Source organism: Variovorax sp. FW305-3-2-15-B-LB1 (assembly GCF_058787635.1).
Window position 1 is genome coordinate 1 of the sequence record NZ_JBYSZY010000032.1, and the last position, 15,815, is coordinate 15,815.

General features: G+C 65.6%; 12 protein-coding genes. All 12 read right to left on the reverse strand.

Going from position 1 to position 15,815, the window contains the following annotated elements; all coding sequences use genetic code 11:
• Positions 1 to 34: 34 nt before the first annotated feature.
• Positions 35 to 1,888 (reverse strand): acyl-CoA dehydrogenase, encoded by a 1,854-nt coding sequence (locus AC3WQR_RS19480; protein WP_492743199.1) that lies wholly within the window; start codon positions 1,886 to 1,888, stop codon positions 35 to 37.
• A gap of 18 nt (positions 1,889 to 1,906) precedes the next feature.
• On the reverse strand, positions 1,907 to 2,386 hold the full coding sequence (locus AC3WQR_RS19485) for a PaaI family thioesterase (RefSeq protein ID WP_492696290.1): 480 nt from the start codon (positions 2,384 to 2,386) through the stop codon (positions 1,907 to 1,909).
• Positions 2,387 to 2,388: 2 nt separating this feature from the next.
• Complete coding sequence (locus AC3WQR_RS19490) at positions 2,389 to 3,564, reverse strand: acetyl-CoA C-acyltransferase (RefSeq protein ID WP_070060672.1); 1,176 nt, start codon at positions 3,562 to 3,564, stop codon at positions 2,389 to 2,391.
• A 49-nt stretch (positions 3,565 to 3,613) separates the two neighbouring features.
• Positions 3,614 to 5,092, reverse strand: coding sequence for a M20 family peptidase (locus AC3WQR_RS19495; protein ID WP_492743200.1), 1,479 nt, complete (start codon positions 5,090 to 5,092; stop codon positions 3,614 to 3,616).
• 25 nt (positions 5,093 to 5,117) lie between these two features.
• Positions 5,118 to 7,220, reverse strand: a complete 2,103-nt coding sequence (locus AC3WQR_RS19500) for a 3-hydroxyacyl-CoA dehydrogenase NAD-binding domain-containing protein (protein WP_492743201.1) — start codon at positions 7,218 to 7,220, stop codon at positions 5,118 to 5,120.
• 237 nt (positions 7,221 to 7,457) lie between these two features.
• Positions 7,458 to 8,153: an ABC transporter ATP-binding protein gene (locus AC3WQR_RS19505; RefSeq protein WP_062471318.1), complete on the reverse strand. Its 696-nt coding sequence runs from the start codon at positions 8,151 to 8,153 to the stop codon at positions 7,458 to 7,460.
• A gap of 1 nt (position 8,154) precedes the next feature.
• Entirely contained in the window at positions 8,155 to 8,931 is a 777-nt protein-coding gene (locus AC3WQR_RS19510; protein ID WP_062471315.1) for an ABC transporter ATP-binding protein, read from the reverse strand.
• A complete protein-coding gene (locus AC3WQR_RS19515; protein ID WP_062471312.1) occupies positions 8,932 to 10,257 on the reverse strand; it encodes a branched-chain amino acid ABC transporter permease in 1,326 nt (441 codons plus the stop codon).
• A gap of 4 nt (positions 10,258 to 10,261) precedes the next feature.
• Positions 10,262 to 11,215 carry a branched-chain amino acid ABC transporter permease gene (locus AC3WQR_RS19520; protein WP_062471309.1) on the reverse strand — a complete coding sequence of 318 codons (954 nt, stop codon included), beginning with the start codon at positions 11,213 to 11,215 and terminating at the stop codon, positions 10,262 to 10,264.
• A gap of 83 nt (positions 11,216 to 11,298) precedes the next feature.
• Complete coding sequence (locus AC3WQR_RS19525; RefSeq protein WP_062471306.1) at positions 11,299 to 12,540, reverse strand: branched-chain amino acid ABC transporter substrate-binding protein; 1,242 nt, start codon at positions 12,538 to 12,540, stop codon at positions 11,299 to 11,301.
• Positions 12,541 to 12,741: 201 nt separating this feature from the next.
• Complete coding sequence (locus AC3WQR_RS19530) at positions 12,742 to 13,971, reverse strand: branched-chain amino acid ABC transporter substrate-binding protein (protein WP_062471303.1); 1,230 nt, start codon at positions 13,969 to 13,971, stop codon at positions 12,742 to 12,744.
• A gap of 140 nt (positions 13,972 to 14,111) precedes the next feature.
• A complete protein-coding gene (locus tag AC3WQR_RS19535) occupies positions 14,112 to 15,755 on the reverse strand; it encodes a 3-(methylthio)propionyl-CoA ligase (protein ID WP_070060678.1) in 1,644 nt (547 codons plus the stop codon).
• Positions 15,756 to 15,815: the final 60 nt, after the last annotated feature.

Genomic DNA, 15,815 nt, shown 5'->3' on the forward strand with positions numbered 1-15,815 from the left:
GGCGGGGGTGAGTTCGGGGCGGCGTTGGCCATTGTCAGAAAGCGTCCTCGGGCAAAGCGGTACAGGTCGGGTCACGGGTTTCGACCACCTGGAGCCAGGCACCGATTTTCGGCAGCTCGTAGTGGAAGAAATAGTCCGTGGCGCCGATCTTGCCAGCTGTTACCGCCCTCGCCTTCTGTGCGTCGATTTCCAGGGCCCGCAGCGCCACGTCGAGCCAGATCCAGGCCAGCACCGTGTGGCCGAAGGCCTGCATGTAGGGCACGGCGTTGGCCAGCGCGTCGGCCGGGTCGCCGGTGGACCAGGCGGCCTCGGTGGCGCTGCCGATGCGCTGCAGCGCGGCGCCCAGCGCCTTGGCGTGCGGCGCCAGCGCCGGCACCTTGGCGGCGCGGCCGATGGTCTCGGTGACACGGCCGGCCAGCAGCTGCAGGCCGCGGCCCTTTTCCATCAGCACCTTGCGGCCCAGCAGGTCGGCCGCCTGGATGCCGTGCGTGCCCTCGTGGATCATGTTCAGGCGGTTGTCGCGCCAGTACTGCTCCACCGGGAAATCGCGCGTGTAGCCGTAGCCGCCGTGCACCTGGATCGCCAGCGAATTGGCCTCCAGGCACCACTCGCTGGGCCAGCTCTTGGCGATGGGCGTGAGCACCTCCAGCAGCAGGCGGGCGTCGTCGGCCTGCGCGGCGTCGCCGGTCTTCTGCGTGTCGACCAGGCGGGCGCAGTACAGCTCCAGCGCCAGCGCGCCCTCGCAGTACGCCTTCTGGGCGAGCAGCATGCGGCGCACGTCGGCGTGCTCGATGATGCGCACCTGCGGCGCGGCCGAGTCCTTGGCCACGGCGGCGCCGGCGGCTTCGGGCTTCTTCACCAGCCGGCCCTGCGGGCGGCTCTTGGCGTAGTCGAGCGAGGCGTAGTAGCCGGCCATGCCGAGCATGGTGGCGGCGGTGCCGACGCCGATGCGGGCCTCGTTCATCATGTGGAACATGCAGTGCAGGCCCTTGCCGGGCGCGCCGACCAGGTAGCCCACCGCGCCGGCCTTGCCGCCGACCGGGTACTTGCCCTCGCCGAAGTTCAGCAGCGTGTTGGTGGTGCCGCGCCAGCCGAGCTTGTGGTTCAGGCCGGCCAGCGCCACGTCGTTGCGCTCGCCGGTGAGTTCGCCCTGCGTGTCCACCATGCGCTTGGGCACGATGAACAGCGAAATGCCGCGCGTGCCGGGAACGAGCTTGCCGTTCTCATCGGGGATCTTGGCCAGCACGATGTGCACGATGTTCTCGGTCAGCTCATGGTCGCCCGCCGAGATCCACATCTTGTTGCCCGTGAGGCGGTAGCGCGGGCCCAGCGGGTCGTCCTGATAGTCGGCACCATCGGGCACGGCGCGCGTGGCCACGTCGCTCAGCGACGAGCCGGCCTGCGGCTCCGACAGGCACATGGTGCCGGCCCAGCGGCCCGAAAATTCATTCCTGGCGAACACCTCTTTCTGCTTCTCGGTGCCGTGCACCATGAGCAGGTTGGCGTTGCCGCTGGTGAGCATGTTCGAGCCGATGCTCACCGAGGCCATCGCGAAGAAGCTGTTGGCCGCGGCCTGCACCGTGTAGGGCAGCTGCATGCCGCCAATGTCGTAGTCCTGTGCGGCGCTCAGCATGCCGGACTCGACGAAGGCCTTGTGCGCATCGTGCGTGGCCTGCGGCAGGATGACCTTCTCGCCGTCGAAATGCGGCTCTTGCGTGTCGACGGCGCGGTTGAACGGCGCGTACTTTTCGCGCGCGATGCGCTCGCAGGTGTCGAGCACGGCGTCGAAGGTCTCGCGCGAGTGGTCGGCAAAACGCTCGCTCTGGTTGAGCTTCTCGGCGTCGAGCCAGTCGTAGAGCAGAAAGTCGAGGGTGGGACGCAGGCTCATGGTGATGTCTTCTTCAGGCTACGACTTCGCGGGCGACGAAGTCTTCTTCGGGGAATCGGGCAGCTTGGCGATGGTGCCCTGCGCCAGCGCGCAGAGCTTCTCGGTGCCGTCGTCGGCCACCGCCACCACCTCGCAGGTGCACACGGCCTGCGAGCTGCCGGTGTACACGGCCCGGGCGCGCGCAATCAGCCGCTGGCCGATGGCGGGCCGCACGTAGTTGATCTTGAATTCGGAGGTCACGACCGGCACGCGCAAGGCACTGCCGCCGGCAAAGGTCAGCGCGTTGTCGGCCATGTAGCTCACGATCCCGCCATGGGCGAAACCGTGCTGCTGCTTCAGCTGCGCGCCGAGCGGCAGCTGAAGCTCTGCATGGCCCGGCGCGAGCGCATGCAGCTCGGCGCCGATCAGCACGCTGAAGGGCTGCGCGGCCAGCACGCTGCGGCCGTAGGCCAGGACGGCTTCGGGCGAGACCTCCTGGTCATTGCCCAAGCCGGACATGGTTACAGGACCTCGAACACGCCCGCAGCGCCCATGCCGCCGCCGATGCACATCGTGACCACGACCTTCTTGGCGCCGCGGCGCTTGCCTTCGATGAGCGCGTGGCCCGTGAGGCGCTGGCCGCTCACGCCGTAGGGGTGGCCCACGGCGATGGCGCCGCCGTTCACGTTCAGGCGATCGCCCGGAATGCCCAGCTTGTCGCGGCAGTAGATGACCTGCACGGCGAAGGCTTCGTTCAGCTCCCACAGGTCGATGTCGTTGACCGTGAGGCCCAGGCGCTTGAGCACCTTGGGGATGGCGAAGACCGGGCCGATGCCCATTTCGTCGGGCTCGCAGCCGGCCACGGCGAAGCCGAGGAAACGGCCCAGGGGCTTCAGGCCCTTCTGTTGTGCGTACTTCTCGTCGACCACCACGCAGGCGCCGCCGCCGTCGGAGAACTGGCTGGCGTTGCCGGCCGAGATCAGGCCACCGGGCATGGCCGAGCGGATGCCGCTGATGCCTTCCTTGGTGGTGCCGGGGCGGATGCCCTCGTCGTTCTCGATCGTGACTTCCTTGGTGCGCAGGCCCATCACGGGGTCGGCCACGCCGGCCAGCACGGTGATCGGGGCGATTTCAGCCTTGAAGAGGCCGGCTTCGAGCGCGGCGGTGGCGCGCTGCTGGCTCTGTGCGCCGTACTCGTCCATGGCGTCGCGGCCGATGTTGTAGCGCTTGGCGACCTGCTCGGCGGTCTGCAGCATGTTCCAGTAGATCTCGGGCTTGTGCTTCACGAGCCACGGGTCGGCCAGCATGTGCGTGTTGGCTTCGTTCTGCACGCACGAGATGCTCTCGACGCCGCCGGCCACGTACACGTCTCCCTCGCCCGCGATGATGCGCTGGGCGGCGGTGGCGATGGTCTGCAGGCCCGACGAGCAGAAGCGGTTGATGGTCATGCCCGAGGTGGTGACCGGCAGGCCGGCGCGCAGTGCGATCTGGCGCGCGATGTTGGAGCCGGTGGCGCCTTCAGGCGTGGCGCAACCCATGATGACGTCGTCGACCGAGGCCGGGTCGATGCCGGCGCGCTGCACCGCGTGCTGCACGGCATGGCCGCCCAGCGTGGCGCCGTGCGTCATGTTGAAGGCACCCTTCCAGCTCTTCGCGAGCGGCGTGCGGGCGGTGGAAACGATGACGGCGCTGGTCATGGTGAGGTCCTTTGAAGATGGAAGGGAAAAGAGGGAAAAGACGGGGTCGTCATTGCGCCGGCGCGGCCGCGTGGGTGTTGCGCAGGAGCTGGTGGTAGAAGCCGATCATCTCGCCGTAGTTCGAGATGGCCAGGCGTTCGTTGTTGCCATGGAAGCGCGCCAGGTCTTCGCTCTTCACGCGGAACGGCGAGAAGCGGAAGACGGCATCGCTCACGAGGCTGAAGTGGCGGGAATCGGTGGCGGCGGTCATGAGGCCGGGCGCCACCACGGCGTCGGGGAAGCTCTGGCGCACGGCCTGCTGGATCGCGCGGTAGCCGTTGCTGTCGGTGGGCGACACCGGCGAGGGCTCCGAGTTGCCGGGGTACGGCTTGATCTTGATGTCGTCGTCGCCCAGCGCCTTGCGCAGGTGCGCCTCGACGCTGGCCAGCGTGTCGCCGGGCAGCACGCGGAAGTTGACGGCGGCCTCGGCACGGCCGGGCAGCACGTTGTCCTTGTTGCCGGCACGCACGATGGTCAGCGCGGTGGTCGTGCGCAGCATGGCATTGCTGCTCGGGCTCTTCTCGAGCTGGCCGCGCACCAGCGGCTCGGTGAGCCACAGGTTCGACAGCATGACGCGGTTGACGCCGCCCATCTCGGGGGCGAGCGCGCCGAACATCTGGCCTGCCACGCCCTGGATGCCGCCGGGCATCGGCGTTGCTTCGAGGCGCGCGAGCGCGGCGCTCATGCGGCCGATGGCGCTCTTCTGGGGCGGCATCGACGAGTGGCCGGGCGCGGTATCGAGCGAGAGGAAGAAGGTGCCGTAGCCCTTCTCCGCCAGGCCGATGAGCGCCGCGGGCTTGCTCAGGCCGGGCAGCACGCCGTCGAGCACGAGCAGGCCTTCGTCAAGCACCCAGTCGAGCTTCACGCCGCGCGACTTGAGCAGTTCGGCGATGGGCTGCGCGCCGCGCAGGCCGCTCACCTCTTCGTCGTCACCCATCACGAGGTAGACCGTCTGTTTCGGCTGGAAGCCGCTGCCGATGAGCAGCTCGATGGCTTCCATCTGCGCAAACAGGTTGCCCTTGTTGTCGAGCGTGCCGCGGCCCCAGACGAAGCCGTCCTTGATCTCGCCCGCGAAGGGATCGACCGACCAGGCCTTTTCGGTGCCGGGCGCGATGGGCACCATGTCCTGGTGCGCCATGAGCGCGATCGGCTTGGCCTGCGCGTCGGTGCCGGTCCAGGTGTAGAGCAGGGCTTTCTGGCCCACCACTTCCTTCTTGAGGGTGGCGTGGACCTTCAGGTACTGCTGCGCCAGGTAGGCGTGCAGCTTGTCGAACTCGGCCAGGTTGGCGGCCGCGTCTTCCAGGCTCGACACCGTGCGGATCGGAATCGCGCCGGCCAGCCGCTTCGCAGCCGCCTGCAGATCGATGTCCAGCTTGGGTGCGGGCGCCACCGCGAGTTGCTGCGATGGCGTGGTCCAGGTCTTGACCGCCACGGCCGCCACGAGTGCCAGGAGCACCAGCAGCAGCCCGAGGAAGATGCGTTTCAACATGGGCGGTCTTGATCCTGGGTCAGTCTCAGCTGAAGGACTTGCCTTCGGCCACCAGCTTCTGGATCAGCGGTGCGGGCTGCCAGAACTCGGCGTCGTCGCGCGGGTTCTGCGCAAAGCGCTTCATCGTCTCGGCCACGTTGTACAGGCCGACCTGCGAGGCGTAGTGCATCGGGCCACCGCGGTAGATCGGGAAGCCGTAGCCGGTGAGGTACACCATGTCGATGTCGCCCGACTTGGAGGCAATGCCGTCTTCCAGGATGTGTGCGCCTTCGTTGACGAGGGCGAACACCAGGCGCTGCACGATTTCCGTGTCGGAGATCTTGCGCGGCGTGATACCCAGTTCCTTGCGGTGGTCCTCGATCATCTTGTTGACGAGTTCCGACGGGATGGCGTCGCGCTTGCCGGCCTGGTAGTCGTACCACCCTGCCCCGGTCTTCTGGCCGAAGCGGCCCAGTTCGCACAGCTTGTCTGCGGTGCGGCTGTACTTCATGTCGGCGCGCTCGACGGCGCGGCGCTTGCGAATGGCCCAGCCGATGTCGTTGCCGGCCAGGTCGCCCATGCGGAACGGGCCCATGGCGAAGCCGAACTTCTCGATGGCCTTGTCGACCTGCTGCGGCGTGGCGCCTTCGTCCAGCAGGAAGCCGGCCTGGCGGCTGTACTGCTCGATCATGCGGTTGCCGATGAAGCCGTCGCACACGCCCGACACGACGGAGGTCTTCTTGATCTTCTTGCCGATGGCCATCACGGTGGCCAGCACGTCCTTGGACGTGGCCTTGCCGCGCACCACTTCGAGCAGCTTCATCACGTTGGCCGGGCTGAAGAAGTGCATGCCGACCACGTCTTGCGGACGGTCGGTGAACGAGGCGATCTTGTCGACGTCGAGCGTCGAGGTGTTGGAGGCCAGGATGGCGCCCTTCTTGGCGACGCGATCGAGTTCCTTGAAGACCTTTTCCTTGACGCCGATTTCTTCGAACACGGCTTCGATGATGAGGTCGGCGTCCTTCAGGTCGTCGTAGCTCAGCGTGGTGCTCAAGAGCGCCATGCGCTGCTCGTACTTGTCCTGCTTGAGCTTGCCCTTCTTGACCTGGGCTTCGTAGTTCTTCTTGATGGTGGCAATGCCGCGGTCGAGCGCCTCTTGCTTCATCTCGAGGATCTTGACGGGGATGCCCGCGTTCAGGAAGTTCATCGAGATGCCGCCACCCATGGTGCCGGCACCGATCACGCCCACGGCCTTGATCTCGCGCTTGGGCGTGTCTTCGGGCACGTCGGGAATCTTGCTCGCGGCGCGCTCGGCCATGAACAGGTGGCGCAGGGCCAGCGATTCGGGCGTGAACATCAGCGCGGTGAAGAGACGCCGCTCTTCGGCCATGCCGTCGTCGAACTTCATCTTGGTCGCGGCCTGCACGGCGTCGACGCACTTCAGCGGCGCGGGGTAGTTCTTCGACATGCCGCCGACCATGTTCTTGGCGAACTGGAAGTAGGCATCGCCTTGCGGGTGCTTGCACGGCAGGTTGCGCACCAGCGGCAGATCGCCGCCCTTGGCAGCGACCGACTTGGCGAACTCGACGGCTTCGTCGAACACCGATTCGGCCGAGGCGGCCAGCTTGTCGAACAGCTTCTGGCCCGGCAGGCTGGCGAGCAGCTCGCTCTTCACCGGCTCGCCGCTGACGATCATGTTCAGGGCGGTTTCCACGCCGATCACGCGCGGCAGGCGCTGCGTGCCACCGGCGCCCGGCAGCAGGCCGAGCTTGACTTCAGGCAGTGCCACGCTGGTGCCCGGTGCGGCCACGCGGTAGTGGCAGCCGAGCGCCAGCTCGAGGCCGCCGCCCATGCACACGGAGTGGATGGCCGCGACGATGGGCTTGGGCGAGGCTTCGAGCGAGAGGATCACGCTCAGCAGGTTGGGCTCTTGCAGCGCCTTGGGCGTGCCGAATTCCTTGATGTCCGCACCGCCCGAGAACGCCTTGCCGGCGCCGGTGATGACGATGGCCTTGACGGCGCTGTCGGCATTGGCCTTGGACAGGCCGTCGGTGATGCCGATGCGTGTCGAGAAGCCGAGACCGTTGACCGGCGGGTTGGTCAGGGTGATCACGGCGACATCGCCGAGCACTTTGTATTCAGCCGTCATGCTGCGTTCCTTGGTGTGTGAAGAAAAAGAAGAAAAAGCACGAGTGTTCTTTTTCGAAGATTCTAGGCGTTTTGCGTGGCCGAACAATGGCACGCAGTCGCTGTCGGGACAAGGGCCTCAAGAGAGAGCCGGACTTTCCAGGAACACCGCGGAACCGGCTTTGCCGGGCCGCAGGTGTTGCCCCCTGCAAGGGGGAAGGCGCGCGCGACACGAAGTGCGCGAAGCCTGGGGGTTTGCTTAAACCTCCAGCCACTCCCTGCGGGTGGTGCCGTCGGCGCGCAGGCTGTCGGGCGTCCCGTCGAACACGATGCTGCCGTGGCCCATGACGAGCGCGCGGTCCGAAATCTGCATCGCGATGGTGAGCTTCTGCTCGATGAGGAGCACCGAGATGCCCTTGTCCTTCAGCGTGCGCAGGTACTGCCCCACCAGCTCGACGATCTTGGGCGCGAGGCCTTCGGTGGGCTCGTCGATGATGATCAGGTCGGGGTCGCCCATGAGCGTGCGGCACAGCGTGAGCATCTGCTGCTCGCCGCCCGAGAGCACGCCGGCCTCGGTGTGCTGGCGCTCCTTCAGGCGCGGGAACATGCCGTACATGTCGTCGAACGACCAGCGGCTGCCCTTGCCCGAGCCCTTCTGCCCCAAGAGCAGGTTCTGGTGCACCGTGAGCTTGGGGAAGATGTCGCGGTTCTCGGGCACGTAGCCGATGCCCATGTGCGCGATCTCGTAGGCCTTGCGACGCAGGATGTCGCCGCCCTTCCACTGCAGCGTGCCCTCGGCATGCACCAGGCCCATGATGGCCTTGGCCGTGGTCGAACGGCCCGAGCCGTTGCGACCCAGCAGGGCCACGATCTCGCCCGGGCGGACGTCGAAGGAAACGCCATGCAGCACATGGCTCTTGCCGTAGTAGGCGTGAATGTCGTGAAGCTTCAGCATGTCAGTGTCCCGCCCCTTGCGCGTCGGCAACCGACGAACCCAGATACGCCTCCTGCACGCGTGCATTGGCGCGCACGGCAGCCGGCGTGTCGAAGGCGATGACTTCGCCGTAGACCACCACGGCGATCTTGTCGGCCAGCCCGAAGACCACGCCCATGTCGTGCTCCACCGTCAACAGCGTCTTGCCGACGGTGACGTGCTTGATGAGCGAGATGAAGTGCGAGGTCTCGGTCTTGCTCATGCCGGCCGTGGGCTCGTCCAGCAGGATCACGCCGGCGCCGCCGGCGATGGTCACGCCGATCTCGAGCGCGCGCTGCTCGGCATAGGTGAGGTTCACCGCATGCACGTCGCGCTTGCGCTCCAGGCCGATCTGCTTGATGAGCTCTTCGGTGCGCGCGTTGGCATCGTCCAGGTTCGAGAGAAAGCGCAGGAACGTGTACTTGTAGCCCAGGCTCCACAGCACGCCGCAGCGCAGGTTCTCGAAGACGCTGAGCTTCGGGAAGATGTTGGTGATCTGGAAGCTGCGCGACAGCCCCAGGCGGTTGATTTCATAGGGCTTCTTGCCGTCGATGCGCTGGCCGTTGAGCAGCACCTCGCCGCTGGTGGGCGTGAGCCGCCCGCTGATCAGGTTGAACAGCGTCGACTTGCCCGCGCCGTTCGGCCCGATCACGGCGATGCGTTCGCCGGCCTTCACCGCCAGGTCCACGCCGCGGATGATTTCGGTCTTGCCGAAATTCTTGCGCAGCGCCTTCAGTTCCAATGCGTATTGCGCGCTCATTTACGCCGCCTCCCGACGTTTGATTTCTGCTTCGATCTCTTCCTGCGCCTGGCCCCAGACCCGCACGAAGCGGCGCCGTGCCACCTCGAGCAGGCCCAGGCCGACGGCCAGGATCGCGATGGCGCCCAGCCAGCTGGTCACGCCCGCCGTGTTCAGCATGGTGCCGAAGAACTTCAGGTCCGGGCCCATCGCCGCGTTGAGCTGGATGTGATAGATCATCTCGATCAGCGCGGCAGCACCCACCACCACCGGCACCAGGGCCACGGCGAGCGCGGCATACAGGCCCCAGAAGCGGTTGAACTTGCCGAACTTGGCCACGCGCAGGTTCATCATGACCAGGCTGGCGATGCCGCCGGGGGCGAACATCACCATGAACACGAACACCAGGCCGAAGTACAGCTGCCAGGCCTTCGACAGTTCGGACAGCAGGATCGAGGCGAACACCAGCAGCACCGCGCCGATGATCGGGCCGAAGAAGAACACCGCGCCACCCAGGAAGGTGAACAGCAGGTAGCCGCCCGAGCGGATGGCGTTCAGGCTGTCGGCCGCGTTCACGATCTCGAAGTTGATCGAGGCCAGGCCGCCGCCGATGCCGGCGAAGAAGCCCGCGATGATGAACGCGAAGTAGCGCACGCGCTGCGTGTTGTAGCCGATGAACTCCACGCGCTCCGGGTTGTCGCGCACCGCGTTCAGCATGCGGCCCAGCGGCGTGCCGGTGAAGGCATACATCAGGGCGGTGCACACGAAGCAGTATGCGGCGATCAGGTAGTACACCTGGATCTGCGGGCCGAAGGTGAAGCCGAAGAAGCTCGGGCCGTACACGCGGTCGGTGGTGATGCCGCCCTCGCCGCCGAAGAAGCTGGGGAACATCAACGCCATCGAGGCCACGAGCTCGCCGATGCCCATGGTGATCATGGCGAAGGTGGTGCCCGACTTCTTGGTGGTCACGAAGCCCAGCAGGATGGCGAAGAACATCCCCGCCAGCCCGCCGACAAGCGGAATGAGCACCAGCGGAATCGTCGGGCCGCCCTTGGTCGCCATGTTCATCGCATGGATGGCGATGAACGAGCCCAGGCCGGTGTACACGGCATGGCCGAAGCTCAGCATGCCGCCCTGCCCCAGCAGGATGTTGTAGCTCAGGCAGATGATGATCAGGTAGCCCATCTGCGAGAGCATCGTCAGCGCCAGGCTGCTCTTGAACAGCATCGGCGAGATGATCAGCACCAGGGCGAACAGCGCCCAGACCAGGTAGCGCCCGATGTTCCAGGGCTTGAAGCGGTAGTACCGCGTCGGGGTCGTCGGTGAAGTGGTGGTTGCGGTGGTCATGGTGTCAGTCCTCCCGGGTGCCCAGAAGACCCTTCGGGCGGAAGATGAGGATTAGCACGAGGAACAGGTACGGCAGGATCGGTGCGACCTGCGAGATGGTGAGCTTGAGCAGCTCGTAGCCGAAGGTCTGGTCGGTCACGGCCACACCCAGGGCCTGCAGCGCGGTGGCCAGCGAGTGGTCCAGCGCCACGGCGAAGGTCTGGATGATGCCGATCAGCAGCGACGCCAGGAAGGCGCCCGCCAGCGAGCCCATGCCGCCGACCACCACCACCACGAAGATGATGGTGCCGACCGAGCCGGCCATGGCCGGCTCCGTGACATAGGTGTTGCCGCCGATCACGCCCGCCAGGCCGGCCAGCGCGGCGCCGCCGCCGAACACCAGCATGAACACGCGCGGCACGTTGTGGCCCAGCGCCTCGACCATGTCGGGGTGCTTCAGCGCCGCCTGGATCACCAGGCCGATGCGGGTGCGCGTGAGCAGCAGCCACACGGACACCAGCATGAGCATCGCCACCAGCATGATGAACGAGCGCGACTTGGGGAACTGCGTGCCGTACAGCGAGAACAGCGGGCCCTGCAGCGCCTCGGGCAGGCCGTAGGGCACCGTGGAGCGGCCCCAGACCAGCTGGACCAGCTCGAGGATGAGGTACGAAAGACCGAAGGTCACCAGCAGCTCGGGCACGTGGCCGAACTTGTGGACCCGGCGCAGGCTGTAGCGTTCGAAGGCCGCACCCAGTGCCCCCACCAGCAGCGGCGAGAGAAAGAGCGCGGGCCAGAAGCCGACGATGCCTGACAGGGTGTAGGCGAAATAGGCGCCCAGCATGTAGAAGCTGGCGTGTGCAAAGTTGAGCACACCCATCATGCTGAAAATCAGCGTAAGGCCAGAGCTCAGCATGAACAACAGCAGGCCGTAGCTGACGCCGTTGAGCAGTGAGATGACGAAGAATTCGACGTTCATCGGTCTTCCGTGTCGGTTGAAAAAGAAAGAGGCCCGAGTGTTGAAGTCGGGCCTCGACCGGTCAGGGGGCGATCAGCAGGCGATCAGGAGGCGCCGCCGGGTCGCTTCATCTGGCACGAGGTGGGCGTGCTCGAGACGTAGGGCTCGTAGTACTTGACCGGTGCCAGCGTGTAGCCGGTGTTCTCCGGGCTGTACGGGCTCTTCGCGTCGGCCTTCTGCCAGCGCGTGATCCACAGGCCCTGCTGCAGCTGGTGGTCGGACTTGCGCATCTCGACGTCGCCGTTGAAGCTCTTGAACTTCATGCCTTCCATGGCGGCGGCCACCTTCACGGGGTCGGTCGACTTGGTGCGCACGAAGGCTTCGGCGAGCATCGCGTACACGGTGTACGGCGACGTCGTGTACAGGTCTTCGTTGAAGCGCTTCTTGAACTCGTTCATCATCGGCGCGATCGGGCCCGGCGCGTTGTAGTGGCTGTAGCCCACCATGTAGACCTTGCCGTCCGAGGCCGCGCCCATGGCGGTCGGCGTGCCGTTGGTCACGGCGTAGTAGGTGTAGAACTTGACGTTCAGGCCCGCGTCGTTGGCCGACTTGATGAGCAGCGCCAGGTCGGAACCCCAGTTGCCGGTGATGACGGTGTCGGCGCCCGAAGCCTTGATCTTGGCGATGTAGGGCGCGAAGTCGCGCACCTGGGCCAGCGGGTGCAGGTCGTCGCCGACGATCTGCACGTCGGGGCGCTTGGTCTTGAGGTTGTCCTTGGCGTACTTGGCGACCTGCTGGCCGTGCGAGTAGTTCTGGTTGATCAGGTACACCTTCTTGATGTCGGCCTGGTCCTTCATGAAGGTGGTCAGGGCTTCCATCTTCATGGAGGTGTCGGCGTCGAGGCGGAAGTGCCAGTAGCTGCACTTGCTGTTGGTCAGGTCGGGATCGACGGCCGCGTAGTTGAAGTACACGACTTCCTTGCCCGGGTTGCGGGCGTTGTGCTTTTCGAGCGCGTCCATGATGGCCAGCGCCGGGCCGGAGCCGTTGCCCTGCACCACGTAGCGCGCGCCCTGGTCCATGGCCGAGCGCAGCGCGGCGGTGGTTTCCTGCGGGCTGAGCTTGTTGTCGATGCCGATGACCTCGAACTTCACGCCGGCCACGTTCTTCTTGTTGAATTCTTCGGCCAGGAACTGGAAGGTCTTGAGCTGGTTGGTACCGACGGCCGCCATCAGGCCCGACAGCGGGTCCAGCCACGCGATCTTGACGGTCTCACCCTTCTGGGCAAGGGCACCGGTGGCACTTGCCGCGAGCACGGCGGCGGTAGCGATCTTCAGAGCGAACTTCAATCTATATCTCCTGGTCAAACCGATATCAAAAACGCTGCACAAGCGTACAAGTCTTTGCCACCCCACCCCTCAGGGAATGCCCGTAAGGAAGGGGCTGCAAAGGCACGTATCTATCGCGCAGGCGACAGTGCATTTCCTTCTTTTGCTACCCGGCGGTAGGTATCTTCTACCGATGGGTAGGAAATGCGTTCACAAAGACGCCTAGGGGCGCTTCATCTGGCAGGTCGTGGGCGTGCTCGCCACATACGACTCGTAATACTTCACGGGGACGTTGGTGTAGCCGGTGTTCTCGGCGTCGTAGGGGTACTTGGCGCTGGCCTTCTCCCAGCGCGAGATGTACAGGCCCTGCTGCAGCTGGTGGTCGGCCTTGCGCATCTCGACCTCGCCGTTGAAGCTCTTGATCTTCATGCCTTCGAGCGCCGCGGCCACCTTGACGGGGTCGGTCGACTTGGTCTGCACGAAAGCGGCATCGAGCAAGGCGAAGGTGTGATAGATCGAGGACTGCGTCAGGTCGTCGTTCATCTTCTTCTTGTAGCCGGTCAGCAGCCGCTGGATTTCGCCGCCCATGTTGTAGTGGGCATAGGCCACGGTGTAGACCTTGCCGGCCGAGGTGGCGCCCATGGCCGTGGGCGTGCCGGCGCCCGGTGCGTAGTACGTGAGGAACTTGACGTCCAGCCCCGAGTCGTTCGCCGCCTTGATGAGCAGCGAGAGGTCGGAGCCCCAGTTGCCGGTGATGACCGTGTCGGCGCCCGAGGCCTTGATCTTGGCGATGTACGGCGAGAAATCGCGCACCTGCGCGAGCGGGTGCAGGTCGTCGCCCACGATCTGGATGTCAGGGCGCTTGGTCTTGAGGTTGTCCTTGGCGAACTTGGACACCTGCTGGCCGTGGGAGTAGTTCTGGCCCAGGATGTAGACCTTCTTGATGTCGGCCTGGTCCTTCATCCAGGTGGTCAGCGCTTCCATCTTCATGGAGGTGTCGGCATCGAGGCGGAAGTGCCAGTAGCTGCACTTGCTGTTGGTGAGGTCGGGATCGACCGCCGCGTAGTTCAGGTAGAGCAGTTCCTTGCCGGGATTGCGCGCATTGTTCTTCTCGACGGCGTCGATGATCGCGAGCGCCGGGCCCGAGCCGTTGCCCTGGGTGATGTAGCGCGCGCCCTGGTCCTGCGCCGAGCGCAGCGCCGCGGTGGTTTCCTGCGGGCTCAGCTTGTTGTCGATCGCGATGATCTCGAACTTCACGCCCGACGCATTCTTCTTGTTGAACTCGTCAGCCAGGTACTGGGTCGTCTTGAGCTGGTTGGTGCCCACGGCCGCCATCAGACCCGACAGCGGGTCCAGCCAGGCGATCTTGACGGTCTCGCCCTTCTGGGCGAACGACGCTGAAACACTCACCAACATGGCGCAGGCGGCCACTGACTTGATACCGAAGTGCATGAAGAGTCTCCTGGTTGAAAGGCGGGACGCCAGCGTACAAGCGCCCTTTTCTTCGCCGCACAGGGAATGCCCGGAAGGAAAGCCGCCGGGGCGGCCTTCCTATCGCGTGCGCGACAGTGCGGGTGGGCTTTGACCGTGCTTCAGAGGCCCGGCAGCTTGTAGTCCTTGAGCAGTTCGCGAAGCTTGGTCTTGAGGATCTTGCCGGTGGCGCCGATCGGAATGGCCTCCACGAACACCACGTCGTCGGGGATCTGCCACTTGGCGGTCTTGCCCTCGTAGAACTTCAGCAGCTCCTCGCGGGTGACTTCGGCGCCGGGCTTCTTCACGACGGCGATGATCGGGCGCTCGTCCCACTTGGGATGGAACACGCCGATGCAGGCCGCCATGGCGATGGCCGGGTGCGCGACCGCGATGTTCTCGATGTCGATGGAGCTGATCCACTCGCCGCCGGACTTGATCACGTCCTTGCTGCGGTCGGTGATCTGCAGGTAGCCCTCGGCGTCGATGGTGGCCACGTCGCCGGTGGGGAACCAGCCGCGGCCTGCAGCGTCGGCGACCAGCGGATTGCCGCCCTCGCCCTTGTAGTACTCCTTGACGACCCAGGGGCCCTTGACCAACAGGTCGCCGTAGGCCTTGCCGTCCCAGGGCAGCTCGTCGCCGTTGCCGTCGACGATCTTCATGTCGACGCCGAAGATGGCGCGGCCCTGCTTCATGCGGATCTGCAGCTGCGCGTCGGCGGGCAGCGACAGGTGCTTGTTCTTCAGCGTGCACAGCGTGCCCAGCGGGCTCATCTCGGTCATGCCCCAGGCATGCAGCACCTCGACGTTGTAGTTCTCCTGGAACGCCGTGATCATGGCCGGCGGGCAGGCCGAGCCGCCGATGACGGTGCGGTTCAGCTTGCTGAACTTCAGGCCGTTGGTCTGCATGTGGCCCAGCATCATCTGCCACACGGTGGGCACGCCGGCCGCGAAGGTCACGCCTTCGGACTCGATGAGTTCGTACACCGACTTGCCGTCCAGCGACGGGCCCGGGAACACGAGCTTGCAGCCCACCAGCGCGGCCGAGTACGGAATGCCCCAGGCGTTGACGTGGAACATCGGCACCACCGGCAGCACCGAGTCCTGCGCCGAGATGCGCATGACGTCGGGCAGCGCGGCGGCGTAGGCGTGCAGCATGGTCGAGCGGTGGCTGTACAGCGCGGCCTTCGGGTTGCCCGTGGTGCCGCTCGTGTAGCACATGCTCGAGGCCGAGTTCTCGTCGAAGGTGGGCCAATCGTAGGTGGTGGACTGCGTGCCGATCCAGGCCTCGTAGCTCACGAGGTTGGGCACGCCGCTGTCGGCCGGCAGCTTGTCGGCATCACACAGTGCAACCCATTTCCGGATCGTGGGACAACGCGCATGCACCGCCTGCACGAGCGGCAGGAAGCTCAGGTCGAAGCACAGGATCTGGTCTTCGGCATGGTTGGCGATCCACGCGATCTGGTCAGGGTGCAGGCGCGGGTTGATGGTGTGCAGCACGCGGCCGCTGCCGCTCACGCCGTAGTACAGCTCCAGGTGGCGGTAGCCGTTCCAGGCCAGGGTGGCGATGCGGTCGCTGAACAGCAGCTGCTCGCCATCCAGCGCATTGGCCACCTGCCTGGCGCGCGATGCGATGTCGCTCCAGGTGCACCGGTGGATATCGCCCTCGACACGGCGCGAGACGATCTCGCCGTCGCCGTTGTGGCGCTCGACGAACTCGATCAGCGACGAGATCAAAAGCGGTTGGTCTTGCATCAAACCCAGCATCTACGGACTCCTATGTGAAATGACTTCAAAAAGCGTTGCGAACGAGAGATTCACGCAAGC

What these genes read in the sequence shown, in the direction of transcription:
- AC3WQR_RS19480 (WP_492743199.1), bottom strand. Translation starts at nt 1,888, where the DNA reads ATGAGCCTGCGTCCCACCCTCGACTTTCTGCTCTACGACTGGCTCGAC.
- AC3WQR_RS19485 (WP_492696290.1), bottom strand. Translation starts at nt 2,386, where the DNA reads ATGTCCGGCTTGGGCAATGACCAGGAGGTCTCGCCCGAAGCCGTCCTG.
- AC3WQR_RS19490 (WP_070060672.1), bottom strand. Translation starts at nt 3,564, where the DNA reads ATGACCAGCGCCGTCATCGTTTCCACCGCCCGCACGCCGCTCGCGAAG.
- AC3WQR_RS19495 (WP_492743200.1), bottom strand. Translation starts at nt 5,092, where the DNA reads ATGTTGAAACGCATCTTCCTCGGGCTGCTGCTGGTGCTCCTGGCACTC.
- AC3WQR_RS19500 (WP_492743201.1), bottom strand. Translation starts at nt 7,220, where the DNA reads ATGACGGCTGAATACAAAGTGCTCGGCGATGTCGCCGTGATCACCCTG.
- AC3WQR_RS19505 (WP_062471318.1), bottom strand. Translation starts at nt 8,153, where the DNA reads ATGCTGAAGCTTCACGACATTCACGCCTACTACGGCAAGAGCCATGTG.
- AC3WQR_RS19510 (WP_062471315.1), bottom strand. Translation starts at nt 8,931, where the DNA reads ATGAGCGCGCAATACGCATTGGAACTGAAGGCGCTGCGCAAGAATTTC.
- AC3WQR_RS19515 (WP_062471312.1), bottom strand. Translation starts at nt 10,257, where the DNA reads ATGACCACCGCAACCACCACTTCACCGACGACCCCGACGCGGTACTAC.
- AC3WQR_RS19520 (WP_062471309.1), bottom strand. Translation starts at nt 11,215, where the DNA reads ATGAACGTCGAATTCTTCGTCATCTCACTGCTCAACGGCGTCAGCTAC.
- AC3WQR_RS19530 (WP_062471303.1), bottom strand. Translation starts at nt 13,971, where the DNA reads ATGCACTTCGGTATCAAGTCAGTGGCCGCCTGCGCCATGTTGGTGAGT.
- AC3WQR_RS19535 (WP_070060678.1), bottom strand. Translation starts at nt 15,755, where the DNA reads ATGCTGGGTTTGATGCAAGACCAACCGCTTTTGATCTCGTCGCTGATC.